The 26,065-nt window shown below is 67.2% G+C and carries 31 protein-coding genes; 22 read left to right on the plus strand and 9 right to left on the minus strand.

Features of this window, described 5'->3' with window-relative positions; genetic code table 11:
• The first annotated feature begins 9 nt into the window (after positions 1–9).
• The 20 genes from HPY32_RS46230 to HPY32_RS23810 are packed head-to-tail and all read left to right on the plus strand — an operon-like array spanning position 10 to position 19,168.
• Positions 10–1,374, plus strand: a complete 1,365-nt coding sequence (locus HPY32_RS46230; RefSeq protein WP_231951885.1) for a phage portal protein family protein — start codon at positions 10–12, stop codon at positions 1,372–1,374.
• Positions 1,371–2,618 carry a head maturation protease, ClpP-related gene (locus HPY32_RS23720; RefSeq protein WP_067594331.1) on the plus strand — a complete coding sequence of 416 codons (1,248 nt, stop codon included), beginning with the start codon at positions 1,371–1,373 and terminating at the stop codon, positions 2,616–2,618. Before HPY32_RS46230 ends, HPY32_RS23720 begins: the two co-directional genes overlap by 4 nt.
• Entirely contained in the window at positions 2,615–2,983 is a 369-nt protein-coding gene (locus HPY32_RS23725) for a capsid cement protein (RefSeq protein ID WP_067594327.1), read from the plus strand. The genes HPY32_RS23720 and HPY32_RS23725 overlap by 4 nt, the downstream gene beginning before the upstream one ends.
• Before the next feature lie 28 nt (positions 2,984–3,011).
• Entirely contained in the window at positions 3,012–3,977 is a 966-nt protein-coding gene (locus tag HPY32_RS23730) for a phage major capsid protein (RefSeq protein ID WP_171983033.1), read from the plus strand.
• A complete protein-coding gene (locus tag HPY32_RS23735; RefSeq protein ID WP_067594321.1) occupies positions 3,974–4,321 on the plus strand; it encodes a hypothetical protein in 348 nt (115 codons plus the stop codon). Before HPY32_RS23730 ends, HPY32_RS23735 begins: the two co-directional genes overlap by 4 nt.
• Before the next feature lie 13 nt (positions 4,322–4,334).
• The gene (locus HPY32_RS23740; RefSeq protein ID WP_067594317.1) at positions 4,335–4,775 is read left to right on the plus strand and encodes a hypothetical protein; all 441 of its coding nucleotides are present in this window, start codon (positions 4,335–4,337) and stop codon (positions 4,773–4,775) included.
• Positions 4,776–5,162, plus strand: a complete 387-nt coding sequence (locus HPY32_RS23745) for a hypothetical protein (RefSeq protein ID WP_067594314.1) — start codon at positions 4,776–4,778, stop codon at positions 5,160–5,162.
• Positions 5,163–5,165: 3 nt separating this feature from the next.
• A complete protein-coding gene (locus HPY32_RS23750) occupies positions 5,166–5,531 on the plus strand; it encodes a hypothetical protein (protein ID WP_156674714.1) in 366 nt (121 codons plus the stop codon).
• 35 nt (positions 5,532–5,566) lie between these two features.
• Positions 5,567–5,923 (plus strand): hypothetical protein, encoded by a 357-nt coding sequence (locus HPY32_RS23755; protein WP_067594308.1) that lies wholly within the window; start codon positions 5,567–5,569, stop codon positions 5,921–5,923.
• A gap of 12 nt (positions 5,924–5,935) precedes the next feature.
• Positions 5,936–6,895, plus strand: coding sequence for a hypothetical protein (locus tag HPY32_RS23760; RefSeq protein WP_067594301.1), 960 nt, complete (start codon positions 5,936–5,938; stop codon positions 6,893–6,895).
• A 37-nt stretch (positions 6,896–6,932) separates the two neighbouring features.
• Complete coding sequence (locus HPY32_RS23765) at positions 6,933–7,370, plus strand: hypothetical protein (RefSeq protein ID WP_216676362.1); 438 nt, start codon at positions 6,933–6,935, stop codon at positions 7,368–7,370.
• On the plus strand, positions 7,319–7,834 hold the full coding sequence (locus HPY32_RS23770; RefSeq protein ID WP_171983034.1) for a hypothetical protein: 516 nt from the start codon (positions 7,319–7,321) through the stop codon (positions 7,832–7,834). Before HPY32_RS23765 ends, HPY32_RS23770 begins: the two co-directional genes overlap by 52 nt.
• Positions 7,831–12,993, plus strand: coding sequence for a phage tail tape measure protein (locus HPY32_RS43980; RefSeq protein WP_067594294.1), 5,163 nt, complete (start codon positions 7,831–7,833; stop codon positions 12,991–12,993). Before HPY32_RS23770 ends, HPY32_RS43980 begins: the two co-directional genes overlap by 4 nt.
• The gene (locus HPY32_RS23780; RefSeq protein WP_067594291.1) at positions 12,990–13,916 is read left to right on the plus strand and encodes a hypothetical protein; all 927 of its coding nucleotides are present in this window, start codon (positions 12,990–12,992) and stop codon (positions 13,914–13,916) included. The genes HPY32_RS43980 and HPY32_RS23780 overlap by 4 nt, the downstream gene beginning before the upstream one ends.
• Positions 13,913–15,616: a Gp37-like protein gene (locus HPY32_RS23785; protein WP_156674713.1), complete on the plus strand. Its 1,704-nt coding sequence runs from the start codon at positions 13,913–13,915 to the stop codon at positions 15,614–15,616. Before HPY32_RS23780 ends, HPY32_RS23785 begins: the two co-directional genes overlap by 4 nt.
• Before the next feature lie 11 nt (positions 15,617–15,627).
• The gene (locus HPY32_RS23790; protein WP_156674712.1) at positions 15,628–16,530 is read left to right on the plus strand and encodes a hypothetical protein; all 903 of its coding nucleotides are present in this window, start codon (positions 15,628–15,630) and stop codon (positions 16,528–16,530) included.
• A gap of 10 nt (positions 16,531–16,540) precedes the next feature.
• Positions 16,541–17,494 carry a hypothetical protein gene (locus HPY32_RS23795; protein WP_156674711.1) on the plus strand — a complete coding sequence of 318 codons (954 nt, stop codon included), beginning with the start codon at positions 16,541–16,543 and terminating at the stop codon, positions 17,492–17,494.
• Between the two features lie 47 nt (positions 17,495–17,541).
• Positions 17,542–18,462, plus strand: coding sequence for a DUF1906 domain-containing protein (locus HPY32_RS23800; RefSeq protein WP_067594274.1), 921 nt, complete (start codon positions 17,542–17,544; stop codon positions 18,460–18,462).
• Positions 18,459–18,788 carry a hypothetical protein gene (locus HPY32_RS23805; protein ID WP_156674710.1) on the plus strand — a complete coding sequence of 110 codons (330 nt, stop codon included), beginning with the start codon at positions 18,459–18,461 and terminating at the stop codon, positions 18,786–18,788. Before HPY32_RS23800 ends, HPY32_RS23805 begins: the two co-directional genes overlap by 4 nt.
• Entirely contained in the window at positions 18,785–19,168 is a 384-nt protein-coding gene (locus HPY32_RS23810) for a hypothetical protein (RefSeq protein ID WP_067594270.1), read from the plus strand. The genes HPY32_RS23805 and HPY32_RS23810 overlap by 4 nt, the downstream gene beginning before the upstream one ends.
• 144 nt (positions 19,169–19,312) lie before the next feature.
• Here HPY32_RS23810 and HPY32_RS23815 read toward each other — a convergent pair whose 3' ends face one another.
• The 9 genes from HPY32_RS23815 to HPY32_RS23855 all read right to left on the minus strand — a co-directional run bounded on the left by HPY32_RS23815 (position 19,313) and on the right by HPY32_RS23855 (position 23,592).
• Entirely contained in the window at positions 19,313–19,657 is a 345-nt protein-coding gene (locus HPY32_RS23815; RefSeq protein ID WP_067594263.1) for a hypothetical protein, read from the minus strand.
• A 125-nt stretch (positions 19,658–19,782) separates the two neighbouring features.
• On the minus strand, positions 19,783–20,727 hold the full coding sequence (locus HPY32_RS23820) for a hypothetical protein (RefSeq protein WP_156674709.1): 945 nt from the start codon (positions 20,725–20,727) through the stop codon (positions 19,783–19,785).
• 75 nt (positions 20,728–20,802) lie between these two features.
• Positions 20,803–21,270 (minus strand): hypothetical protein, encoded by a 468-nt coding sequence (locus HPY32_RS23825; RefSeq protein ID WP_067594259.1) that lies wholly within the window; start codon positions 21,268–21,270, stop codon positions 20,803–20,805.
• Positions 21,263–21,712 carry a helix-turn-helix domain-containing protein gene (locus HPY32_RS23830; protein WP_156674708.1) on the minus strand — a complete coding sequence of 150 codons (450 nt, stop codon included), beginning with the start codon at positions 21,710–21,712 and terminating at the stop codon, positions 21,263–21,265. Before HPY32_RS23830 ends, HPY32_RS23825 begins: the two co-directional genes overlap by 8 nt.
• Before the next feature lie 2 nt (positions 21,713–21,714).
• Positions 21,715–22,350, minus strand: coding sequence for a hypothetical protein (locus HPY32_RS23835; protein ID WP_067594246.1), 636 nt, complete (start codon positions 22,348–22,350; stop codon positions 21,715–21,717).
• Positions 22,347–22,814, minus strand: coding sequence for a helix-turn-helix domain-containing protein (locus HPY32_RS23840; RefSeq protein ID WP_067594244.1), 468 nt, complete (start codon positions 22,812–22,814; stop codon positions 22,347–22,349). Before HPY32_RS23840 ends, HPY32_RS23835 begins: the two co-directional genes overlap by 4 nt.
• Positions 22,815–22,835: 21 nt before the next feature.
• Positions 22,836–23,084 carry a hypothetical protein gene (locus HPY32_RS23845; RefSeq protein ID WP_067594242.1) on the minus strand — a complete coding sequence of 83 codons (249 nt, stop codon included), beginning with the start codon at positions 23,082–23,084 and terminating at the stop codon, positions 22,836–22,838.
• The gene (locus HPY32_RS23850) at positions 23,081–23,257 is read right to left on the minus strand and encodes a hypothetical protein (protein ID WP_156674707.1); all 177 of its coding nucleotides are present in this window, start codon (positions 23,255–23,257) and stop codon (positions 23,081–23,083) included. Before HPY32_RS23850 ends, HPY32_RS23845 begins: the two co-directional genes overlap by 4 nt.
• Positions 23,254–23,592, minus strand: a complete 339-nt coding sequence (locus HPY32_RS23855; RefSeq protein WP_156674706.1) for a hypothetical protein — start codon at positions 23,590–23,592, stop codon at positions 23,254–23,256. Before HPY32_RS23855 ends, HPY32_RS23850 begins: the two co-directional genes overlap by 4 nt.
• A 543-nt stretch (positions 23,593–24,135) precedes the next feature.
• Here HPY32_RS23855 and HPY32_RS23860 point away from each other — a divergent pair.
• A complete protein-coding gene (locus HPY32_RS23860) occupies positions 24,136–25,467 on the plus strand; it encodes a helix-turn-helix domain-containing protein (protein WP_067594237.1) in 1,332 nt (443 codons plus the stop codon).
• On the plus strand, positions 25,464–26,045 hold the full coding sequence (locus HPY32_RS23865; protein ID WP_067594235.1) for a GNAT family N-acetyltransferase: 582 nt from the start codon (positions 25,464–25,466) through the stop codon (positions 26,043–26,045). The genes HPY32_RS23860 and HPY32_RS23865 overlap by 4 nt, the downstream gene beginning before the upstream one ends.
• Positions 26,046–26,065: the final 20 nt, after the last annotated feature.

Genomic DNA, 26,065 nt, shown 5'->3' on the forward strand with positions numbered 1-26,065 from the left:
GGTGACGACGTGGCCGAGAAGACATCCCCGGTGCGGGGCAGGGTAGCGACCCGCGAAATCGGTTATGCCGTCTCCTATCCCGGCGACATCTGGCTACAGAACACCGAGACGACACCCGAGTTGCGGTGGCCGTTGTCGGTGCAGGTGTATGACCGGATGCTGCGCCAAGACGCGCAGGTCGCTTCGGTGCATCGAGCGATCACACTGCCGGTGCGCCGCACGAGCTGGCGGGTGGACCCCAACGGCGCCCGTGATGAGGTGGCCGAGTTCGTCGCCGGTGATCTGCATCTGCCGATCGTCGGGGCCGACGACGAGTCGCGGCAGCCGACACGGCGTGTGCGCAACAGTTTTTCGTGGGCCGATCATGTGCGGCTCGCGTTGTTGTGCCTGCCGTACGGGCACAGCTTCTTCGAGCAGATCTACCAGCTCGACGACCACGGCTACGCGCACCTGGCGAAGCTCGCGCCGCGGTTGCCGCGGTCGATCTCGAATCTGGTGGTCGCGCCCAGTGGGGAGTTGGTGAGTATCGCGCAGTACGCGATGGGCACCATGACCGGTGGTTTCGAGGCCGTGGTGATCGGCGCTATCGCCGGTGGCGGGGCGACGATCCCGGCCAAACGGATCGTGCCCTACATCAACGAGCGCGAGGGCGGCGACTGGCTCGGCAAGTCGGTGCTGCGGGCCGCGTACAAGAACTGGCGATTGAAAGATCGCATGCTGCGGGTGCAGGCGCAGACGATCGAACGTAACGGGATGGGGATCCCGGTCTACTACGCGGGCCCCCTCGATAAACAAGCCGATCTCGACGAGGGCCAGCGCATGGCCAACGACTACCGTGCCGGGGACAGCTCGGGGGCGGCGCTGCCGAACGGGGCGAAACTGCGGTTGCAGGGTGTCGAGGGCGCGCTGCCCGACGCGGATCCGGTCATCCGCTACCACGACGAGCAGATCGCCCGCGCGCTGCTGGCGCACTTTCTGAACCTCGGAACGCAAACGGGCTCCTGGGCATTGGGGTCGACATTCGCCGATTTCTTCGTGATGAGCCTGCAGACCGAGGCGCAGCTGATCGCCGACACCGCGACCGCCTACGTCGTGGAGAAGCTCGTCGACCTGAATTTCGGGCCCGACGAACCCGCACCACGGATCGTGTTCGACGAGATCGGCTCCCGCCACGACGCCACCGCGCAAGCACTCGCCCTACTCATCCAGGCCGGGGCGGTGTTCCCCGACCGGCGCCTCGAGCAGGCGGTACGCGACATGTACGGGCTGCCGCAGAAAGAGCCGGGCACGCCGGACCCGTCGCCGACACAGAAGAACATGCCACCGGCGCCGCTCGTCCCGCTGGACGACACCAGCGACGAGGCCCAGCAGTGAATGCCCGCACCCGGTTGCGCGATCTCCGCGGCGGCCCCGCGGCCCGGTCGTGGTATCGCATCAACGCCAGCACCGACGCCGCGGTCCCGGAGGTGTTCATCTACGACGAGATCGACTCGTCCGGGGTGAGCGCCGAGCAGTTCGTCCGCGACCTCGCCGCGCTGGACGGTCCCGAGATCGTGGTGCGTATCAACTCACCCGGCGGCAATGTGTTCGACGGGCTCGCGATCATGCACTCGATCGCCGGGCACGACGCTATGGTGACGACCGTCGTCGACGGGCTCGCCGCGTCGGCCGCCTCGTTCATCGCCCTCGCAGGCGACGAGGTGGTGATGCGGCCCGGCGCCGAACTCATGATCCACGACGCATGGGGACTCGCGGTCGGCACCGCCGAGGACCTGCGGGCCCTCGCCGAGCAACTCGACCGCACCAGCAGCACCCTCGCGGACATCTACGCCGCCAAGGCCGGAGGCGCGGCCGGCGAGTGGCGCGACCTCATGCGCGCCGAAACCTGGTACAGCGCCAACGAAGCCGTCACCGCAGGGCTCGCCGACCGCGTCGAAGCACCCCGCAAAGACACCACCGCCGCCGGGACCGGGAAAGCCCGCGTGTTCGACCTCAGCGTCTTCAACTACCACGGCCGTGGTGCGGCGCCCGCGCCGCGGCTGCACCGCCGTCCCTTCGCACGGGCGGAGGTCACACGAAAGGAAGGACCTATGTCCACCCTGATGGAGGGCCTCCGCGAGCGTTTCGGGCTCCCCGACGACGCCGACGAGGCAACGATCCTGGCGGCAGTGACCGCCGAACTCGACAGCACCACCGCCCCTGCAGAAGACGCAGCGCCGGACGCCCCGGCCGAGCCGACCCTGCAGCAGATCGCCGCGTCGGCGAAGCGGCTGAATCTGCGCCTGGTCGACGCCACACAATACGAGCAACTCGCCGCCCAAGCCGCCCAGGGCGCGCAAGCGTTCGCGCGGCAGCAGGCACAGCATCGCGACACCGTGCTCGCCGACGCGGTCCGCACAGGCCGGATCGCCAAGGCGCAGCAGCCGCATTTCGCGAAGCTGCACGCCGCCGACCCCGAGGGCACCGAGGCGCTGCTCGCCGAGCTTCCGCCCGGTGTGGCGGTGCCGCTGACCGAGGTCGGGCATGCCGGTGAGCCCGACATCGACCACGAGGCCGCCGAACTCGCGACGTCGTTCGCGAAGATCACCGGCTCACCCTGGAAGGACTCGGACCGATGAGCGACTTTCTGCCCCTGTACCACCCAGCTGCCAAGGTGCCGTACGTGACGAGCGCCGCGGTGACCGCCGGTCAACTGCTCGTGGTGTCCGGCAACAACACCGTGGCAGCGTCGTCGGCGGCGGGGATGGCGTTCGGTGTGGCCGCCGTCGACGACCCCCTCGGGGGTAATCAGATCATGGTCTACCGCAACGGTATTCACGTACTCGCCGCCTCCGGGACGATCAACGCCGGTGACCCGGTGGTGGCCGCGGCGTCGGGTGCGGTGTCGGCGATCGGGTCGGACACCAACTACACCCACGTCGTCGGCCAGGCGCTCACCGCCGCCGCGGGCGGCAAGGTGACCGTCGCGCTGCGCCTCGCATGAGCCCCTGATTCCAGAAAAGAGAGTCCCCGTGTCCGGAAACACCACCTTCCCGCCGTCACCGCCGACACTGTCCGGTGACGTCCTCTCGATCAACCGGTTTCTCAACGATCCGCTGTGGGTGCTGCGGTCCCTGCGCACCATCAGTGACCAGATGTTCGTGTCGAACAAGATCCTCACCTCGCAGTTGTGGACCGAGTCCGGCAGCGTCGGCTACGAGCAGACCGAGAGCATCTATGCCGACAACACCCCGCAGCCGGTGCCCCCGGGTGGCGAGTATCCGGTGACCACGACCGGCACCGGGCCCGCCAGCATGGCGAATACGGTGAAGTGGGGCCAGGATTCGGAGATCTCCGACGAGTCGATCTCCCGCCAGAGATACGACGTCGTCAACCGCAAATTCACGAAACTCGCGAATTCGCATGTGCTCAAGGTGGATTCGATCGCGCTGTCGGCCGTGGCGTCGGCGATCACCCAGACCACGGCCGCGCTCGCGTCGTGGGCCGGAACCGGTGCTACGCCCGCCATTCTGCGGGACTTGATGCGTGCGTTCGCGAACATCCTCGCCTTGAAGCAGGGGTACATGCCCGACACGGTGCTCGTGGGACTGACCACGTTCGCCAACATCGTCTCCGACGACAGACTCGCCAACCTGCTGCCGCGCGAGGTCCCCGGCGTGCGGGACAGCAACGTGGCGGCCGGATGGGATTCGCCGTTCATGCGCCGCATCGGCGGGTTCACCTTTGTGACAAGCCCGAATCTGCCGACCACCGGGACCGCGTTCCTGCTGGACGCCAAGGTGTTCGGCGCGTTCGTCGACGAGCGCGTGCCCGCCCCCGGATACGTCGCCAGCGACGACCCCGGCGCGGACGGTATCCAGGTCAAGACCATGCGCGAAGAACGCACCGACGCGTGGCGGATCCGCTGCCGCCGCATCACGGTCCCGATCATCCTGGAACCCCGCGCCGCGTGGGCGATCACGGGAGTCGACGCATGAGCCAGCACACCCGCTACCGCGTGACCGCGCCGCTCGTCCTCGCCCACGACGAGGCCGACCGCACTCACCACCACTACTACGGGGCCGTGATCTCGTGGCTGTCGCCCCTCGAGCGCGCGCACCTGCTCGGTCAGGAACAGGTCGAGGAGATCGAGGAACCGGTGCCCCCGGGCGTCGTCCCACCCGCCCCGGCCACGCCCGCCGCCCCGGCCGCGGAGGCGGTACGGCCGCCGCAAGTGGCGCCGAAAGACGTGTGGGTGGACTACGCGGTGGCTGCGCACGGTCTCGACCGGGCCGCCGCCGAAGCGATGACCAAAGAAGCCCTGAAGGCGCTCGGCCACTGAACGAGGCATCGAGGTGACTGCGGCGGGGCCGCCGCCGTTCGCGTCGGTGGCCGACGTGCAATCGACATGGCGCGCCCTCACCCCGGAGCAGGCCGCCTACGCGGGCCTGCTGCTGCAGGCCGCCGCGGTGTGGATCTACGGGAAGCTGCCGGGCATCGACCCGGTGAGCCCGGCCGCGCGCATCGTGTCGGTCGAGGTGGTACGGGATGCGTTGCAGCGCGACGTGTTCGAGGGCGCACCCTCGGGAAAGATCACCCGCGGCAGCCGCTCGGACGAGTGGACGACCGCCCGGACCGCGACCGTCGAGGAACTCGCACACACGCTGGTGTTCTCCGAGTACCACCTGAATTTGCTCGGCCTGTTCCAGCCGACCGGCCCACGGTACGCGATGGGCTCACGCACACGAGGCCCGGACCCGATCCGTCTGTTCGGCATCGAACTGGGGGACTGCTGAATGGTTTTCGCGCTCGGTACCCACACGCTCGTGTTGCATCGGCGGATCCCGGTCGTCGACGCCACCGGCCGCCCGGTGCTCGACGCTTACGGCCGCGAACAGGTGACCGATATCGCGGTGACCGTGGCGGGTTGCGATTTCGAGGTGACCGCGTCGCTGGAAACCGAGTCCGCCGTGACGATCACGCGCCTGGACGGCCGCGGCATGCTCCCGCCCGGCACCCCGGTCGACTACCTGTCGGCGGTCACCTGGCAGGGCATCAAGTTCGAAGTGCACGGGCCACCGCGCCCGGTACCCGCCATCCGCACCGGCGCCATCGATCACATCGCGGTCACCGCCCGCTCGTCGCTGGACAGCACCAACCCCGCCAGTAGAGAGGAAGGCTGACCGATGGCCATGGAAGTGATGGGCGTACTCGCTGAACTGACCAAACTCGCCACCCAGGCCGGGCCCGCGTCACCGATAATGCGCGAGGCATTGCTCGCCGAAGCCAAACGCGGCGAGAAATACGCGAAAACCATTGCGCCGGTGAACAAAACCGGGAAACCACACCGCATCACCGCCGGGTACGTCGACGAGCCGGGCGACTACCGCGACAGCATCGAGGGCCTGGTGCTGTTCGAGCACGGCGCGTGGCGGGGCCGCGTGATCGCGCGGGACTGGAAAGCGCACATGCTCGAGTACGGCACCACGCACATGGCGAAGCGCGCTATCCTGCGCCGCACCGCGGGATATCTGCGAGGCACCCGGTCGTGAGGCCGGAGGGGCGGCATTTCGCCAACCTCCGCACTTTGCTGACCACGTACCTGCTGCGGGTGGACGGGATCGGTAGTGCGGGAACGAAATTGCGGCCGGTGTGGCCGTTCGTGCTGATCACCGTCATCGCGTCCGGCGGCGACAACTACCTGTGGTCACGCCACTTGGTCGATGTCGAGGTGTTCCACAGCGACTACTCGGCCGGTGCCGATTTCACCCGGCGTGTGCACGACCACATGATGCGGTTGCGGCACAGCTACGTCGACGGCGTCCCGATCTCGGATGTCGCCACCATCCACGGTTTCGGCGACCTCGATTACCAGGACGACACCGTCCACCGGTTCATCGCCGAATACGAGATCGAGTCGTCCGTCGACGCCCAACCCCTGTAAGGAGATTCAGTAATGGCCGATGTGAAGATGGCCGCGGGTACCACGTGGGACACCGTGTTCGGCGGTGACGTGGGGAATGTGTTCAAGGGCCAGTTCGGTTTCTGCCTCGCCCGTGACTACGACGCGACCAAGCCGCTGACCACCTGGACCCCGTTCGCGTCCGACGGCAACTGGTCGCCGACCCTGCTCACCACCGACGGCTTCACCGGGCTGGGGTATTTCGACGAGAACGGCCTGGAATTCACTCCTACCCTGACCACCGCCGATGTCAAGGCGTGGCAGACGCGGCAGAAGTTGCTCACCGACTTCACCGAGGACAGCGAAGCGGCCATGTTCACCGCGATCGAGCGGACACCCTATATCGAAGCGCTGGAGTCGAATATCCCCTTCGCGTCCATGCTGCCGATGGGCGGCATCGGCTACCAGTACACCAAGCCGGTGGTGACCTTCCCGGTTCATCGGCAGCTGGTGTTCGGGTCCATCTACATGACGCCGCAAGGCATTTCGGCGTGGGCGCGGATCTACTCCGACGCGATCATGGCCAAGCCCGACAAACTCAACATGAACGCCAAAACCGAGGCGCAGGGCAAACTCACCTTCGACGCGATGCTCGACTCGGTCTCCGGATTCGCGGTGCGTACCCTGCGCGATGGCCCGGGCTGGCGGGCCCGCGGCGGCACCACCGCCACCCCGGGCACACCGACCGCGACCGCGGGTGCAGCCGGTATCGCGACGCTAGCGTTCACCGCACCTGCCTCGAAGAACGGCCCGTTTACCTACAGCGTGTTCGTCGACGCCACCGTGACCCCGGTCGCGACTGGCAGCGTCGCCGTCGGCGGCACCGCGGCATCCCCGGTGCTGACCGTGTCCGGGCTGACCAGCGGCGCGCACACGTTCAAGGTGCAGGCAATCGGCTCCAACGGATCGGCCTCGAACCAGTCGGCCGCCTCCAACTCGGTGACCACCTCCTAACGAACCCCGGCCCCGCCTGCCGAGAAAGAAGTCCGCAATGTCTGAACCGATTCCGGCCATGATCCCGAGCGGCCCTGTGCCCGAACAGTTTCCAGCACCCGCACCGGTACCGGCACCCGCACCGCCTGCGGCGCCAGAGCCGGTGGCGCTCGGGGAGACGGTCACCGATCTAGCGGCGTTCCGCGCACAAGGCTTGGAGAGTCTCGGTGTGGCGCGCGGGATTTCGTTTCAGCCGGGCGGTCCCGGGACCGAGGTGTTCACGGTCCCGCACGCGCTCCTGTTGAGCGATGACAAGAACACCGAGCTGGCCAAGCCGTTGGACTTCGTCGAGATCGCCAAGACCATCTTGAACACCGATACCGACCCGGACGCCTACTACCGGTTCCGCGCCGCCGGCGGCCAGGCCGGGGATGTGATGATCGCGTGGCGGCATCTGAGCCTTGGGCTGGATGTCCCAAAATCGGCGAAGCCGTAGCACGGCTGCGGTCGGCCCCACGCCAGATCGAGGCCGATCTGCAGCACTTCTACCCCGGCCGCCGCGTCGCCGAATTCTGGCGCACCATCTCACCGCTGCGCACCGGTGAAATGACCCCACGCGAGCTGCTGGTGCTCGTCGACGAACTGCCCGGCGACAGCCGCTATAAGCGGGCGCGGTCGACCGCGTGGACGTTGCAGGAAAACCTCACCGCCCGGCTCATCAACGAGTTGCAGGACTATCGCCGCGACTACCGCAACGCGCACGGCGCCGAGCACCATGTCGCCCTGGTCACCCCACCGGAACTACCGCACGAAACCACCGCACGTGAAGCCGCCGAACACCGCCGCGCGCACCACCGTGCTCTCGGCCCCGCGGTGCTCGAGCGCATGCTGCGCGGCGAGCTGCGCATGACCGACATCGACCCCACCCGACCTATTGAGGAGGCACTCGGCCCCGCATGACTCCGGTCTATTTCGACATCGTGTCCCGCATCGTCGGGCTCGAAGCCGCAGCGGCTGAGGTGGTCGGCAAGGCGGCGCGTGCGGGCGAGCAGGCGGGGACCGGGTTCGCCGACGCTTTCAAACGTAAGGTGCTCGGCGACAGCGCCGCGGTGACGGCGTCGATGACGACGCAGGTGAACGCGGCGACCTCGGCCCTGGAAACCGCGTCGGTGCGGGTGGTCAAGGCCAAAGACGCCGAGGCCGATGCCGCGGGCCGCGCCCGCGTCGCCGAGACCCGACTCGCCGAAGCCCGGCAGAAATACGCGACCGACTCGGCGAAATACATTGTGGCCGAGGAGAAACTCGAACGCGCCAAACGCGCCACCATCGCCGCCACCAACGATGTGACCACCGCGTTGGCGGCCGAACAGCGCGCACAGGACGCGCTCACCGCGCGCCGCGAGCAGGCCACCGCCTCGGCCGGGACGTTGGGTCTGGCGTTGAAGACTGCCGCGGTGACCGGTGTCGGCGCGCTCGGGGTCGCGATGGGCGACGCGGTCAAGCAGGCCGCGAACTTCCAGGAGACGCAGACTCGGCTCGTCACCACCGCGGGCGAGTCGAAAGACGCGCTCGCGGCGGTGTCACGGGGCGTGTTGGATCTGGCCGGGCAGACCGGCTACTCGGCGGCCGAACTGTCGAAGGCGATGTACACGGTCGAGTCGGCGTCGTTCCACGGCGTCGACGGGCTCACCGTCATCAAGGCCGCCGCTCAGGGCGCGGCGCAGGAGGGTGCGCCGTTGCACGATGTCGTCGACGCGCTCACCACCTCGTTGAAGGATTTTCAGTTGCCCGCGAGCGCGGCGGCCGATCAGGTGTCGCAGATGATCGCCGCGGTGTCGCACGGGAAAACCACCTTCGCGGATTTCTCGGCGTCGATCGGATCCGTCGAGGAGGCCGCCCACCAAGCGCATATCCCGATGTCGGATCTGTACGCCGACGTCGCCACGATGACGTTGCACGGCATCTCGGCCGACCGTGCGACGCAGAATCTGAATCGCGCGCTCACGACGCTGCAGAAGCCGTCGGAGTCCATGCGCCAAGCCCTGGCCAACGTCGGTATCAGCGCCCAAGACCTGAGCGGCAAACTGTCGGCCGAGGGTTTGTCGGGCACGATGAACGACATTTCGCAGGCGATCATCGGCCACTTGGGCCCCGATCACAAGGTGCTCGTCGACGCCTTCAACCAAGACAAACTCGCCGCCGAGGACGCGGGCCGCGCGTTCGCGGTGATGCCGAAGAATCTGCGCGACATCGCGACCAGCTTCCATGACGGGTCGATGACCGTCGGCGACTACCACAAGGCGCTGAAGGAGCTTGCGCCCGAACAGGCGAACCTGCTCGATCACTGGGCCGCGCTGGACAAGAAGGCGACAGGGCTCAACGCGACGTTGACCTCGGCGAAGAACACCGATCTCACCTACAACCAAATGCTTATTGCGGCGATGGGCAACCAGGAAACCGCCCGTGTCGCAGGCAATCTCGTCGGCGGCGACGAGGGCGATACCGGCGGGCGTGTCGGCGGTAACTTCGCCGACGTGCAGGCTGCGCGCCGCGATGTCGACGCCGCGCACGCGGAAGGCCCGGGAAACGTCAAGGGTTGGGCCGAGGTACAGGGCAATTTCAATCAGAAGCTCGCCGAGACCAAGGCGAGTATCGGCGCGACCGCCATCGCGATCGGTACCGACCTGCTCCCGGCCGCTACGAGGATGCTCGATTGGCTGCGTGAGGGCGCGAGCTGGCTGCAGACGCACAAGCGGCTCGGCGACGACCTGATCATGACCATCGGCGGTATCGCCGCGGGCTGGGCCGCCTGGAAAGTCGCTTCGGGCACCTTCGCCCTGATCAAGACCGGCGTCGAGGGCATCACCACGGACGCCAGACTCGCGGGTGCCGGATTCTCCGCGATCAGCGACGGCGCGTCGGCCGCGGCGTCACTGACCCGCGACTATTGGAACTGGACGGGGCAGTTCCGCGTGCAAGCCGCGAAAGACTGTGCCGCCACGAAGATTTCGGCGGTCACCGAAGCGGCCGAGTCGGCGGCGGCGTGGGCCGCGCAAGGGGCGCGGTCGGCCGGAGCGTGGACGCTCATGCGGGCACAGGCGATCCGCGCGTTCGTCGCGACCAAGGCCGGTGCCGCCGCGGCGGCGGTCGAAACCGCGGGGCTGTGGGTGGCGCAGAACGCGCGGGTCGTCGCGAGTTTCGTCGCGGTCGAGGGTGCGGTCATCGCGACCACCGTCGCGCAGAAGGGGGCCGCTGCCGCGGCGTGGTTGCTGGACGCGGCGATGGACGCGAATCCGGTGGGCCTGGTGGTTGCCGGGCTTACTGCGGTCGTCGCGGCCGTGGTCTACGCCTGGAATCACTTCACCTGGTTCCGCGACGGCGTGAAAGAGGTCTGGCATGTCATCTGGGACGACGTGATACACCCGATCGTCGGCTACATCGTGGACTACTACCGCACGTGGGTCGAGATCGCGGTGTGGGCCTACGAGAAGGGCATCAAGCCCGCGATGGACGGCATCGGCGCGGTGACGACCTGGCTCCACGACACGGTGATCAAGCCGGTCGTCGAGCTGATCAAGACCGAGGTCCGTGCCTGGGCCGAGGTCTACGTGTGGTTGCACGAGCACGTGATCGCGCCGACCGGTCAGAAGATCGGCGACGCGCTCGGCCTGGTCAAGGATGCGTTCAAGAACACGGTCGACTGGATCGGCGACCAGTGGGGTCGCGTCGAGAAGATCGTCGGCACGCCCGCGGTCGCGATCATCGATCTCGTCTACAACGACGGAATCGTCCGCCTGTGGAACGGGATTGCCGACGTGTTCCACCTCGGTCACCTGAATGCTGTTGATACGAGCAAGATTCCGCACTACGCGCTCGGCGGTGTGCACGGTGTCATGTCCGGGTGGTCGCCCGGGGTCGACGACCGGCTCGTCGCGGTCGGCGGGGGTGAGGCGATCATGCGGCCGGAATGGACGCGCGCGGTCGGCCCGGACTACGTCCACGCCGCCAACGCCGCAGCCCGCGCGGGTGGCGTATCGGGGGTGCGGCAATTCCTGTCGGGTGTACCGCATTTCGATTCCGGCGGCATCGTCGGCGATATCGTCGGCTGGGCGAAGAACGTCGTTGGGGACGCGATCGACGTCGCCACGTTTACCGCCCGCATGTTCACCGACCCCGAGGGCGCGGTGCGTGCTCTGTTCACGCCGGTCATCGACCGGGCGCTGCACGCACCCGACGGCGGCAGTGACGGGGGAACCTCGCCGTGGCGAGACATGCTGATCGGCATTCCGGGACAGCTCGTCGAGGCCGTGATCGGGCAGGCGAAATCCTGGCTGTCGACCGGCCGCAGCACCAGCAGCACCGGCGGCGGGGGCGGGGTGCCGTTCACCGGTAGCCCGGACGTCGACGGGTGGATCGCTCAGGCGATCCGGATCGCCGGTGTCGGCGCGGGCTGGGCGCCGGGCCTGAAAACGATCATCGGGCGTGAGAGCGGTGGGAATCCCAACGCAGTCAATCTATGGGACAGCAACGCCGCGGCCGGGCACCCGTCGAAGGGGCTCATGCAGACCATCGACACCACGTTCGAGCGCTATCGGTCGAAGTCGTTGCCGGACAACCCTTTCGATCCGGTCGCGGATCTCGTCGCCGCGATCGGCTACCTGCGCGATGTCTACCAGGTCAGTGACGACGGCGCGAACCTCGCGGCCCGTGTGCAGCAGGCCGACCCGTCCCGGCCGCCGCACGGCTACGCGACCGGCGGCATCGTGCCCGGTGTCACCACCATGCAGAAGGCGGTCAGCGGCCCCGAGATCGCGCTGCAGCAGGTGCGTGAGCATGCGGCGACCATGTACGCCTGGGGCGGCAGCGATCTCGCGACCGGTGTCGACTGCTCGGGCCTGGTGAGCGCGGCCATCCAGATCGCCGAAGGCATCACGAATCCGACTGCGCGCCTCGGCAATACGACATCAATGCTCGCCGGACAATGGCCGCATGTCGTGGCGGGCGCGAGCCCGGCCGACGTGTTCGCGATCGGCGCGAACGCCGACCATATAGCCGCGACGATCCTCGGCACCAGTATCGAAGCGCGACAATCCGGTGAGCGCATCCGCTACGGCACCGACGCCGTAGGGGCGTTCGATCCGCAATTCACCGCTCAATTCCACCTCGACCCAACGGTTTTCAACCCGCCATACACGGCGCGCCCGACCGGCTCGGGTACGAAGACGCCGCAGGAGAAGGCGCAGGCGTACACCGACGGCGCGCGCAAGGCGCTCGCCGCGGCAAAGGCTTCCGATGACGCCGCGGCCAAGCACGACCAAGCCGCGGCCGACTACGAGGCCAAGGCCACCCACGCCCAGCAACTCGCCGACCACGCGCAGGGCACAGCGCGCGACAAGCATCTCGCCGCGGCCAGAGATTACGAGGCCAAGGCGAAGGCCGCGCACGACGCGGCCGACAAGGCGCGCCAGGCCGCCGCCGCGCACCGCGCCAAGGCCGCCGACGATCAACAGAAAGCGCAACAGGGCACCAGCCAACCGGCCACGACCGGCAGCGAGCTGTCGCCGCGCGGCGCGGCGAGCCACTCGGCGAGTACGACCGGCGGTCTGCTGACGTTCGAACAGCTCGGCGAGCGTGCGGGCGGTCTCGCCGCCGGTGCGTTCCTGGAAACGTTCGGGCTGAAAGACACTCTGCTGGCGGACCCGAACACGTCGCCGTTGCTGAAGATCGCGGGACAGCTGGGGAGCCTGCAACTGCAGGGCCGCCCGGTGTTCGTGAATCCGCTCGCCCCGCCGCAAGCGACCGCGATCCCGCAACAGCTGAAGGTCACCGACCCCGGGGAATTGTCCGGCGAGTTGCCCGCCACGCACGATGGTGGTGGTTTGATCCCGCCCGGGCTGTCGATCGTGAACAACAAGACCGGGGCGGCCGAGCTGGCGGTGTTGAGCCCGCAGCAGGGCAAGCTCGCCCCGGCCGAGCAGCCCCGCGTCGCACCCGATCTCGGTCGCTCGGCGCCGCTGTTGACTATCGAGCACTGGCATCAGCACAGCGACGGTGGGCAGGCCGATGCCCGGGCGATCGTGCGGGAGCTCAATGTCTATTCGGGGGCGCTGGCGCGGTGACCGGCCGCGTGCTCACCCCAGCGGATCCGCCTGGCGCGCTCGCACTGGAATCGTTGCTGTCGGGCCGAGATTCACTGGTGACCTGGGTCGGCACCGATGGTTCGCGGTGGCCGATCTCCGGGGGCCTGGCCCCGCGGCCGCCGGTCGCCGAGGGGGTGCAGTTGCTCGACATCAAGGGCCTGCACGGGCCGCTCAAACACGTGGATCAGCAAGGCGCGCACGAGGATGGGGTGACCTATCTCGATACCGTCTACGACGCCGCCGAGATCGACATGACGCTCGTGTTCTTCGGCCGCGACCAGATCGCGCGGCGTCGCGTGTTCCGGCGGTGGCTGGCGGGTTGGGAGCCCAAGCGGACCGGGCGGCTGTGGTGGTTCACCGCCGAGACTGGGCATTGGTGGATGAATCTGCGGCTGCTGCAAGAACCGCGCGATGTCCTCAAGGCCGGTGACGCCGCCGCGGTGCAGATGGCATGGTCGGCCCGCGGCGACCGCCCGTTCTGGGTGTCGTTCGATTCGATCTCGACCACGCTCATCGCCTCGGACACAACCACATTGGCCGACCCCGCCGGCAAAGCCGCCCCGAACTTCCTGCCGGTGTGGAATCGCGGTGACCAGGATGGTTGGCCGGTGCATCTGCTGCAGGGCCCGGGAGTGTTCAGCGTCGGCGACAACGGGGGGCCGCGGCGAATCACGGTGCCGCTCAACATTGGTGAGCTCGCCCGGGTCACGACGTTGCCGAACCGGCGGACCGTGGTGGAGGTCAACACCGGCGCGAACATCTATCCGCGGGTGCGGGGCAGGTTCTCCACCCCGGTACCGGCGGGGGCGAGTGTGCGGATCCCGGTGACCGTGACCGGCGCGACGCCCGGGGTCACTTCGGCGGTGTCGTCGCTGACTCCGTGGCGGCGGTGGCCGGAATGACCGGGCCGCCGATCGACCTCACCCGGGTCGACCCCTGGCAGGCGTTCCGGGCCGCCGCCGCCCGCGCCGCCGACCAGGCCGAACCGGCGGGGCGGCAGTTCCTTGTTACCTACTACGACAACACCGGTTCTCCGCTCGGTGAGTGCGGCGACTACATCTCGGTCACCCTGACCCCGAAGAAGAACGCCATCGCCGCGGCGACGATCGTGGTCAAGGATTCCGACCCGTTCGCCGAGGTGGCGGCGACCTGCTATTACACGGTGGTCCCGGTGACCATCGAACTCGCGTCGGGGTGGCGGTGGTCCGGGCGCGTGGACGTGCCGACCGACGACTTCGTGCACGGCGTCGCCACCACCACTATCCAGCTGATCAGCGATTACTGCTGGTTCCATTCGCTGATCGTGTTCCCGGCGTGGTGGATGCCGATCGAGGCACAGATCCCGAAGGAAGCTGTTTTCGTAGGCCCCGCGGTCACCAATATCAAGGAGATGGTCGCCGAGTGCGTGCTGCGGCAGTCCGGGCTGCTCGGCGCGATCCTGGAATTCGCCGGAAACATCCTCAACCCGCCCGCCTACCTCGGGTCGTTGCTGGATGCGGGCCCGTTGGCGGTGCCGATTGTGGTGGTGCCGACGAACCCGCTCACGGATACGAGCAAGTGGACGGCGATTACCGCCAAGATGACCACGGTCGCCGCGGCGGTCGACCAGACCCTCAAAGACTGCGGGCTGTTGCTCACCGCCGACCTATGGCTACCCACCGATCCGCAGCCGGTCGGGCTCGCCGAGTGGGGCATCACCCTCACCGAGCCCTGCATCGTGGTCGATGTCCGCGACTACAGCACCGTCACCGGGATCACCGGCACCGCGCTGGACGGGCTCATCGGCACCGCGGTCGACCTGCTCGACACCGTCCTCGGCGAAATCCTCACCCTCCTCGGCCGCGAGCACCTCGCCGACGGCGATTCCACCGACGCCACCAACCCGTACGGGTCCGGAATCATCGCGCAGCTGCTCGGGCTGGACGCGAAACCGCCGTGGGTGGTGTACGAGGACGGGCCCCGCTCGGGCATCCAGGAAAGCCACATCGCCGCGCACCACCCACTCGCCTACCGAGTGATCACCGGCGGCAAAAGCCCGGACTGGGTGAACAAGGGCATCGACCTGTTACTCGAATGGGCGTTGTCGGAGCTGCTGGCGGCGTTCGGTGCATCCGGGATTTCCAGCACCCTCCTGGATGGGCTGCTGGACAACGTGTTTCTCGCCTACATGCAGATCGAGGACGAGCCGCGGCGGATCAAGCTCGGAAAGTTCGGGCGCCCAGAATATTTCGCGCAGGGCGGCAGCGCCGCCTACACCCTCGACGCACTCACCATCCTCGAATCCGCCCTGTTCGACACCCGCGGCTACCACAGCTTCCAACTCGTCGTCATGGACGGATATCCGTACCGGTTCGGTGGGGTGCTGTTCGGGCGGCAGTTCGGGGATTTCGGTATCGGGTTCCCGGTGTCGTGGGTGCGTAAAGGCAAGATCTACACCGACTATTGCACCGAGGCGCCCCTCATCGACGACCGCACGCACCGGGTGCAGATCCTGCCCAAGATCGGCGATCAGTCCGCGCTCGAATCACCGTGGGCGCGGCTGATGCGCCGGGTGTCGAGCCTGTTCGACATCGTGAAGGCCGCCAGCCTCGCGCAGAACTGAGGAATCGTGAATTGACTTCTTCCGCACTGGTTTTGAACCCGGATGGGTCGGCGACATGGACCGGAACCCTGTGGATTCCCAACATCTTCGATCTCGCCAACACCGGCGTCGGCACCATCACCCTCACCCCCGCAGGCGGGTGGGCGAATCTGCCCGTGCTGGCCCAAGGCGCGCCCGGCCTGCCCGCGGTCATCGACTCGGTCTCGGTCACCACCCTGGACCCCGCCGCCACACCGCCGCCCACGCAATCGGCGCAGCTGACGCTCGTCGACCCCGGCGGCCCCGGCCAAGCCGCGCACTACACCCTGACCCTGAACCTGCTCAAGGGTGCGGCCGGGGCGACGGGTGCGGCCGGGCACATCCTCGGCAGCGCCGATTTCGCCAATACACCGGCCGACGGTCAGGTCCCGGTCTACGCCGCGGCCGGGAAACAAGTCGTGTGGGCGACGATCCATCCGGTGACGCCCTCCTATGTGCTGCCGGGGACCGCGTTCACCGCATTGTCGGAATCCGCGTCGGGCGCACGCGATATCGTCGCCGCGCTCACCATCCCCGCCCAGTCCTACCGGTACCGGCCGCGGGTCTCCGGTGACCTCGAGGTGACCGGCGCGGCCGGGATGCGCATCGACGCCGAGGTCCGCATGGGCCCCCAAGCCACGCCGGACGCGACCATCTCCACCACCGGCACCCTGATCGGCTACGGCCGCGGCCAAGACTCGGCATCACCTGTGCACCTGGGCATTTCCCCGTTCTTCGGGGCCGCGATGTCCCCGACCGACACCAACCCCGCCGCAGCGATACCGCCGGGCACCGCAGCCCGGATCGTGCTCACCGCGGTCCGCCAATACGGGTCGGCCGCCTGGACCACCTCGCAAGCCCTCGGCGAGCTCCGCATCACCCTGGACCCCGTCTAGTCCGGTGGCGTTGAGCCCGCAATTCATGGCCGGTGTCGGCACCGCCATGAAAGACTTGCTGCTCGCCCACGTTGCCAGCGCCCTAGCCGGTGTCGACATCAACGTGTTCGGCGTCGACGTGCACCCGTTCGCATTCCTGCAACAGTGGTCCGACGACCTGCGTACGCAGGCCAATGCTGCGATCAATCAGGCCGCGGCGGCACAGTCCGGTGTCAAGACCGTTGCCCAGGGCGTGACGGGCCCGATCACCGGCACCGCCAGCAGCGACCCGAACGCCGTGCACGCCGCCGTCAGCCAGTTGCAGGGACAGGTCAACTCGAAGCCGAACTATTCCGATATCCCGACCAACATTCCGCTGTGGGTCAACGTCAATCCGGGGGACGACCCGACGTTCCCGATCACGCAACTCGTCGAATGGACCGATGTCTCCGGCGGCACCAACGGCAATCCCGCCACCGGTTCGGAAACCGACGATCCGTCCTACGCCCCGGCGACCGATGTGCTCGAACTCGGATTCATCCGGGCGACCCGCAACCGGCACTACACCACGATCGGCATGGTCACCGGCAACGCCGCATGGGGACTCGCGCCGCTGCTGTTCTACGTCTACCTCTACAAAATGGATCCCACCACCGGCGATCTCACGCAGCTGTGGAACTCCGGTGACGTGACATCGCAGATCAGCACGGCCGGAACGCAATTGCGGCTCACCATGCCGACCGTGACCGCCGCACAAGGCGACATCTTCGCCGTCGGTGTCCAGCAGCATGCACCCACGATCGGCACCGCCGTGCGGCCCCTGGCCTGCGTGCGTCAAAGCCAACCCGCGCAACCCGCCGGTGTCTATCCGCGCAACATCTACGCCTACTACAACGCGACCAGCAGCTACCCGGCCCCGACAACGATTCCCGCCTCGCAGCTGAAAGTCGGCACCTGGATCCCGTGGTTCGTCCTCGGCCAATAACCCCACCCCACCACCACGCCCACCCCTGTTTGAAAGGCAGCCCCCTCATGACGCTCGGACTCGACTACGCGGCCGGTCGGCCCTCACCGGACGCGATCAAGGCCGCAGGCTACGACTTCGTCGTCCGGTATCTGTCCGACGGCGGCCCCGGCCTGCCCGGCAAACTCCTCACCCCCGCCGAGGCCGACGCCCTGCGCGCGACCGGGATCGACATCGTCGCGAACTGGGAAACCACCGCCGACCGCATGCTCGACGGCTACCCGGCCGGGGTCTACGACGCCACCCTCGCCCTCGCCCAGGTGATCGCGTGCGGCGGCCGAGGCGATCGGCCCATCTACTTCTCCGCCGACTTCGACGCCACCCCCGACCAACAGGGCCCGATCGACGACTACCTCCGCGGCGCCGCCTCCGTCCTCGGGCCCGGCAATGTCGGCATCTACGGCGGCTACTGGCCGGTCAGCCGCGCCCTCGACAACGCCACCGCGCGGTGGGCGTGGCAGACCGACGCATGGTCGGGCAGCAACCGCGACCCTCGCGCCCACCTACACCAACGCATCCAGCAGGTCACCGTCGACGGCATCACCTGCGACGTCAACGAAGCACTGACCGACGACTTCGGCCAATGGTCGACACCAGTTGTCCCACAACACGATTCAGGAGAAACCCCGATGGATATGAACGACTTCACCGCCTACATGAGCAACGTCGTCTCCGACATCAAAGACATCCGCCAGCAACTGACCGGCGGCCGAGATCGTGTCGACACCCCCACCGGGGTAGACATCACCGCGAGCTACCCCGGATGGCCGCAACTCGGCCAAAACCCCGACGGCACCCACCGCACCATCGTCGACGGACTCGCCGCAGTACTCGCCAACCTAGCCGACCTACACACGACGGTCACCGCCCTGGCCCGCACCCACGCCGCCGACACCGACGCCGCCTCGAACACCGGAGCCCGGCAGTGACCAGCCCACGACAGACCCCCGCAGCCCCGAGCCAAGTCCGCCACCCGTGGCACGCGGTCGCGCGGACCGTGTTCCAACTGGCGATCGGGATCGCCGCCGCGATGCCGATCATCGTCTCCGCCTCGGGCATACCGGCGACCGCGGCCGGTACCGGTGCGGCGCTGGCGATCTCGGCCGCGATCACCCGAATCATGGCGATCCCGGCCGTCGACGCCGCACTGCGCCTGTGGCTCCCCTGGCTGGCCGCCGAACCCGCCACACACGCCGGTGCGACCCTCGAACCCAACACCGACTCCGGCCCCGCACAGGTGGGGTTGAGCGAGTGAATCCACAAGCGCTCTGGCAGGACGCCGCGATGGTGCTCAGCGGCAGCGGCGCGGCCGAGGGCCTGCGATGGCTCCGGTCGCGCCGCCGCCACCGCGCCACCGAGCGCCGCGACGACGCCTCGGCCGCCGAGCGATTCATGAACATGGCATTGAGGCTCGAGGCGCGGCTCGAGCAACAGCAACACAAGATCGACGCCCAAGACGCCGAAATCGCCGCGTTGAAAACCACACTCAGCGACCAAGACACCCGCCTCGCAACGCAAGCGGGTCTACTGCGTGAGTCGTTGCACCTGATCGACGAACTCCTCGACCCGACCAAACCCACCCCGCAGATGTCGGCCGCCCTGCGCGCCGCCTACGAAAACCGCGGACACCCGTGACCACGCCGCCAAGCCCTCACGACGCGGTTACGGCGAATATCCCGAGCCTCAAGCTATTTCGGCCTTCATTCGAGGAGGTGACACCATGCCCGACTTCCTGTGGCGAATTCTCGCCCTCATCCTGCTCAGCGGATCGGCCAACGCCTAGCCGCCCCCGTGCGCGCGCACGGTGACGTACGTCGCGAGCACCTCCGAACAGCCCATGACGGGCGAGTCTTGTGGAATCGACTGCCGGAGGTGCTGAAGCACGCTGAGTGTCGTCTCGTCCCGGACGCCGCTGTCGATCATCAGCTCGTTCGCCTTCTTCGCCTCGGCGTACAGCTTGTCGTCGTCCTCGCGGCAAGCGCCGTGCAACGAGGTCAGCGCCGCCTGCTCATCCGGGCTGTAGCGCGGAGCGGCAACCGCTGGCGTCGAGTCGGTCGCGCTTGCACACGCCGAGATCGAGAGCGCGATGATAGTTGCGGATACTGCTATTACGGTGCGGCGCATAGAGATTCCCCCTTGGAATGTGTAAATACAACGTCCGCGAACCACGTCGCAGCTGTCATCCGGCCGTGCACCGCCACCGTTACGAGTCGCACGCGATCGGCGTGTCGAGACCGGACGCGGGACGGTCAACGACCACCCTTTTCCAGCCCACGGTCTCGTATCCGGTCGCGCTCGGCTGCCCGCCCACCCCGCGTAACCTCCGATGTCAGTTCCGGTGCGCCGGGCAGCGGGACGCCGGGGGCGGGCATACCTTTGTGGATCAGCTCCATGATTCGAATGAGGTCGGGTGACATGCCTTTCGCCTTGAAGGCTTGGATCTGGGATTGCTGCCACTGCGCCGCGAGGTCTCGCGCCTGCTGCGCTACCCGTTCGGCCTGCGCCGCGCGGTCGGCGGCGTCGGTGGCCTCCCGCGCCGGTGACTGACCGGGCGGCGTGAACTCCTGCGCTACCCGCTGCGCCGCCTCTCGTTCCTTCTGCTGCCGTTTCTCACGTGTCTGCTGCGGCGTCTGCCCTCGTTCCTCGCGTGCCTTGGCCTCCCGTGCTTGCACAATCGCACGGATATTTTCCAGTCGCTGACGGGCACGGTTGGCGCGATCCAGCTCGTACGCTCGGACCAGTTCGAGTTGCTTGGATGCCAGGGACTGGCCGAGTTGCATGGCGCGGAGCGCGTCGGCGCGAGAGACGATCTCGTGATGAAACCGACCGGGAAAATCGCGGGCCAGGTCCTGCATTTCTTTGGCTACTGCAGGAGGCACTTTCTCGCCCTCCACCGATTCCCATCGGGAATAGGCGATTTGGCCGGATTCGAGCCCGGCGCGCTCTCGCTCCAACTGCCGCAATGAGTCCCGTTCGTTAACTCTTCCCGATTTCCGCTCTATACCTTTCGCGCCCCGGCCTTCGGTCCGCGCCGAATCCAGCACACGTGGACCTTTGCTGGTGTTTATCGTAAACTGACGCACCCAGCCGCGCTCGGGAGTTTCACCCTGCTCGCGTGCGCGGCCGAGCTCGAAATACAGGCCCAGTTCATATCTGGTCAGATTTCGCCTGAAGTCGTCGTATTCGTCGGGCACGGTAGCGCCCACCCCCGTTTACGAGAAAATTAGATCAGTTGAAACGCGGTGCGACATCGACCGCGGGGCGCATAGTCACCCCTTCGGGCCAGCATCGGTCATGTTGTACTCGACCATGCGCGGTCCATAATTCTCTTTAAAGAGAGTGTCCGACATGGCCACTACGCTCCGGATGTCGTCGCCGTATTGAACGGCCGGGCCGAAATCGACATACAGTGGAGCGCCCCATTCGGGGCGGTTCGTCCATGTCATGCCGGTACGTCGCACGTAGCATTCACCCAGGAATCGGATGAACCCGTCGGCGAGTTCACGGTTTTCCGGTGCGATGAATCCGGCCCAGTCGCCGAACAGTTTATGTGCCGCTTCCATGGCCTGAGTTGACTGCGGCGGCTTCCACCATAGCGAATCGGCATCCACCTCCGGAGCGGCCTCGGCAAGGAATGCCCGCACCCGTGATTCCATGTGGTCAGGCGCAACCCAATCCAGCCACGCTTGCGTTTTCTCGTCGTACTCGATGTCGAAACCGAGCTGGTCGTCACTCACATTGAACTCCCCTCTGCGTGCGGTTGGATGTCACTGTGTCGGCGGATAGTGCGGTGATGGTCGTGCGCTGCCATGCTTGCACGGGCTGCGCCCACGGCGGCCGACGCCGCTCGAACCCCCGGGTGACGATCAGCATCGACGCCCGGGTCCGGTTACTGCGCCGGGCGAGGTCGTCGAGACTGCGCGGCCAGACCGCGGCCCGCATGACCCGGAGTGTGTCGGCTTGCAGGTCGGTCGCTGGTGGCCGCGCGGTTTTCGGATCCTCGGGGGCGGCGGTGGTGACCTCCCATGCCTCGACCGGCTCGACCAGACCGCGCCGCGCGAGCGCCTCCAGGGCGGTGTCCACCTCGGTGACCGGGAGGCCGGTGATCGCGGCGATTTCAGCGCGGGTGTGTGCTTCGGTGGTGAGCGCGACATATCCGAGAACGGCGGTGGTGAACATGATCACTCGTGTTCGGCGGGCAGCTGTTGCTTGCGCCAGTAGCGGTACGCCGAGGCGCTGGGTGTCAGCTGGGAAAGAATGTCTGCGTTGATGATTGGCTCCAGGCTGAGCGCGGCGGCCCAGACGCTCGCCGAGATGGCTCCGTCGAAGAATCGGCGCAGCAGCCGCTGTCTCGGTTCGGGGGTGAGGGTGTCGTAGTCCCATTCGATCAGGGAAGGGTCGGGCGGGCAGATGACGACTCCGCGGGTCATGCCGCGAGCATCGAACACGACTGCGCCGCAGACGAGATCGCGTATCCGAAACGTGCGACGACCACCCGGTGCGGCGCGGATGGCGTCGGGTGGCATGTTCGCGGTGTCGGCGAAGTCGCTGCCGCTGGCGAAGATGCTCAGCCCGTACCCCCACAGGTTGGGCAGCTGCGCCTCGAACCGATCAGCCATGTCGAGCACGGCTTCTGGGGAGGTGACACGGCGGGTACGCAGGTCATTGATGTTGTGCTCGCCGGTGGCCCCGCACCCCCACAGATACATGCTCGTGTCGGCGGGATCGTCGGGGACCACGCGGGCACGGTTTCCCGCCATACCCACCAGCATCGAGCGCACGAAGCTCGGTCGTGGATACTCGATCTCGGGCATCATGTCCCCTCCCGCGCCGCGGGCTTACCGGGCATCGGGATGCCCGCGTCGAGGTGCCATGTCGGCACCGATTCGACCCACTGCGGTCTGTGGCGTGCGAGCCAGTGCACGGCCCTGGTCATCGGGGCATACGGGCCGCCGGTGGCGCGCGCCAGGCCGTGGGACGTACGCGGCCACGGCACGTCGCGCATCGTCAGCAACGCACGGATCTCGGTGCCGGTAAGCTGATGCTTCCCAGCGGCAGGATTCGCGGGGGCAGCCTTGGTGAGCATCCACGCCGGTCGTCCTCGGCGCACCATGTTGTCCTGCTCCAAGAGGGCCAAGATCGCCGGTACCGATGGTCGGGCGCGCCCGTCGACCGGTAGGCCGGTGAGGTGGGCGAGTTCGGCGGCGGTGCAGGGGTCGGGGGAGTTGGCCAGCGCGGCCAAGACGGCGGCTTGCTCGTCGAAGAAGTAGCGAGAGCCCACAATCGTCCCTTCCTGGACTATCTAGTGTTCGTGAATCCATTGCTGGGCAACGTCTTTCAGATAGCCGATATCGGTCGCGGATGCTTCGCGTACTGTCGCGTCGTCGCGGCGCACGCGCAGGGCGCACGAGGATGCGGCGGTGGCACGGATTTCGAGGTTGTAGACGCCGTGCAGGCGCACGAGCCAGTACTCGCCGACATCGGCGACCAACTGCCATCCGCCGGTAGCGTCTTCGGGCCGGATCGGGCCGCGCGGCTCGGTGTCGTTCACGCGACCGGCTCCGACGCGCGAGCCAGCGCCGCGAAATACTGGCGGCAGTCCGGCCCGTGGCCCGCGTGCTCACCGAGGACGAACCGCGCTTCGTCGAGTTCGGTGATCGGCGGTGGCTCGTCCCGGCAGTACTGGTGACGCAGCCGCCACAGACCGACCGTCGCCGCGTTCACCGCGTCACCCCCGGCACCGCCGACCGAATCCTCGGCCGCACAATCTCCCACGCCGCCGCCTTGCACGGGCAGCGCCGGAAATCGCAGTCCAGGTGGGCGAGCATCGCGCGATGCGCCTGCGGCACCGTGAACGGCACAAGCGGAGCGGCGTGGCCGATCGGCGCGCGCCGACTGTCAGCGGCAAGCCGTCGCTGCAACTGCGCGACCGACACACCGGTTCGCGTGTCGCACGCATGTGCGCCCGGAACGTGACTGGCGATGTGGGTGTGAATTGCGCCGATCCCCGCCGCGCCGATGCCGATCACGAACAAGAACACCACTGCGGCAGTCGTCATCGAACCCCCAACGACGGCGAGACGTGTGCGTCCCGAAGCGCTTGTGTTGCTGCGCTTTTCCGCGGGCAGGTGTCCGGGCATTTGTCGTGGAGTCGCATGGCCATTAGTGCGCCCGTGATCGTGAACGGCTGGTCGGGCGCGTCATGCGGGTATCCGGTCGGCCAAACGGTGTTGTCCATCGGGGCCTCGTCGACTGGGGATTGAGGTGTCGGGCGGCTGAGCCGGGGTCGTTGTAGTGGCCAGCGCAACTCGACCAACACGAAGGCGATGAGCACCGCTGCGAGATCGATCAGGATCCAATTCGTCATCGGAACCTCGGGATGTCTTGTGTTCTTGGGTGGAGTCTCCGGGATGCCAGGGGTGCCGCCGACGAGACAGGTGGACATTGCCACCGGTCAGCGGTGCTCTCCATGTAGGGGGTGTCTGCCCGGTATCGGGAGCTGCTTAGATCCTGCGGGACGCAGGTTGGGCGATAACAGTGCCGAAGCTGGTAAAAGCAGGTAATTTCAGCGTCACATCGACCATGCTCAGGAGAGCCGACCTATGGTGGAGCTTGAGTGGACTGCTCACAACGTTGTCGCGCTCCGAGAAGCAATGAGGCTGAGCCGGCCGGAGTTTGCACGCCTGATCGGGGTCACGACACGGACTCTCCGAGGGTGGGAGTGCGGGCAGACGACGAGGATGCACGCCTCCAGTCGCCGGTTGCTCTACGACGTACTCGCCGCCGCCGACGCGGACACGGTGATCCGGTTTCAGACAGTCCTCACCACAAGGGCGGTGGGGCACATCGGTTCGCGCGGGGCGACTCGCGACGTTGGCCTCGATCTGAGACCGGGCGCGGCGATGCTCGGCCAATACTCATGGGAAGTCGACGAGAACGTGAAGCGGCGAGATTTTGGCAAGCTGGCAGCAGGCACGGCCATAGCATTATTGGCTGGGAACGTGGGGCGGATCGGCACGTCCGACGTCCAAAGGTTGCTCAACGGCGTTGACGTGCTCTATCAAGAAGATTGGCGTATCGGTGGGGCGTCGCTCGTCAACTTCGCCGTTGATCAACTGGCCCGAGCGAAGGCTATGCTTGACACCTGCGCATACGACACCACCATCGGTAACGCCTTTACCTCCGCCGCCGGAGAGCTCGCGGTTCTGGCCGGATGGCTTGCCTACGACGCCGACCGACATCCGTTGGCACGCCGCTGCTATGCCGATGCGCTGGCGCTCGGAACCGAGGCCGATGACAACAATCTTATTGCGCACGCCTGCCTCAACTCAGCAAACCAATCCGTCGCTCTCAGCCGCGATGGAACCGGAAGTCCGTTCCACGCTCTCAAACTCGTCAGCCGCGCCCGCGATCTCCTCCGGGGACGACCACCAGGCCGGATCCACGCCCTTGTCGCGGTACGCGAGGCGCAAGCATATGGCGTCCTCGGCGACCGGACGGCGTTCGCTCGCGCAATCGCAACAGCGTGGCGTGAGATGGACCATGCCGTTCGATTCGAGCCCATCGATGAATGCCCACTATGGCTACGCTTCATGAACGATTCCGAAGTTGGTAGCCACGAAGCTCGTGGCTATGGAGACATCGGAGACCTGACCCGTTCGGTCGAGCTTTACGGCGCTACGGCCGACGAGCTGAGCAGTGCCCGCAACGCCACGAACCTACGTGCCTGGTCAGCGGCCACGAGAGCTCAGGCGGGCGACATCAGCGGCGCATTGGAGGAGGGGTTGCCGGTCCTGGACGACCTGGCAGAGGTCGCTTCCACACGCACGCTGCGAGTCCTCGAGCCGATCCGAATCGCTGTCGACCAACTCGCTGCCGGGAGCGATTTCCGCGACCAATTCGACGCACTCACACAGAAAGCCATTACTGCGTGACCGCGCACCTCTCCGAAAGCCTGGCGTTCGAGCACTACACGGCGCCGCAAGCGCGTGAGTTGCGCGAGGTCGTCGAGGACATCTACAGGCGGTCGTACGTCGAGGCCATCGCATCCGGCGACCCGTTCGACTCGCCGACCGAATTCATGCATAGATTCGACGCATACACCGACCCGGCCCGCGGGAATGGATTCGAACTGGTATTGGCCCGAGTCAACGGCCAACCCGCCGGTCAGGCATGGGGGTGGCCGCTGGCTCCGGATACGCCCTGGTGGGAAATATCGCAGCTGGAGGAGAACGGCGACCTAGCCGAATTCACAGTCGAAACCGGTTCTCGCACATTCGCGCTTAGCGAGATCATGGTGTGCCTCGAACACCAGGGCCGAGGCATCGCGCGGGCCTTGCACGATGAATTGTTACAGGGCCGGAGGGAGCAGCGGGCAACGTTGCTTGTCGAATCGAAAAACACTCGCGCATATCGTGCATATACACGATGGGGATGGCGACGTGCCGGAACTATGGTCCCGCCCTGGCCCAGCGCGCCGCAGTTCGATGTCTTGATCCGAGGTCTTCCGTAGCTGCCTGACATGACTCGCTC

This window comes from Nocardia terpenica, assembly GCF_013186535.1.
Lineage (GTDB): Bacteria > Actinomycetota > Actinomycetes > Mycobacteriales > Mycobacteriaceae > Nocardia > Nocardia terpenica.